1 protein-coding gene is annotated in these 267 nt (G+C 60.7%); it reads left to right on the top strand.

The genetic code is table 11. The annotated features are described in order from the left end of the window. Positions 1–267: YjbF family lipoprotein (locus tag A3728_RS19835; protein WP_150120908.1), on the top strand; the 267-nt coding region annotated here is incomplete at both ends.

Here is a 267-nt window from a genome sequence, read left to right as displayed (position 1 = left end):
CGGGGTATTGGCGCGGGTCTGCTCGCTTCCGATGTCAGCGAAAGTGCCGCTCTGGTCCTGAGCGGGCGTAATGGTGTCGCTGACCGTATACACACCCGGCTTGATGGGAACGATCGGGCAGAATTGCAGGCCTATCGGTGCACGATCCGGTCCGAAGGGCCAGCCACGATCCAGTTGGACAATGGCCCCGCTTCGACCCTTAAGATGGTGGAGACGTGCGCCGGGTTGGATGACTCGTTCCAAAACACCTATTGGGTCGATACCCGC

The sequence above is a fragment of the Sulfitobacter sp. HI0040 genome (assembly GCF_001634885.1).
Taxonomy (GTDB): Bacteria; Pseudomonadota; Alphaproteobacteria; order Rhodobacterales; family Rhodobacteraceae; genus Sulfitobacter.
Note: the sequence above shows the minus strand (reverse complement) of the source record. Positions and strands in the feature narration are given on the sequence as shown.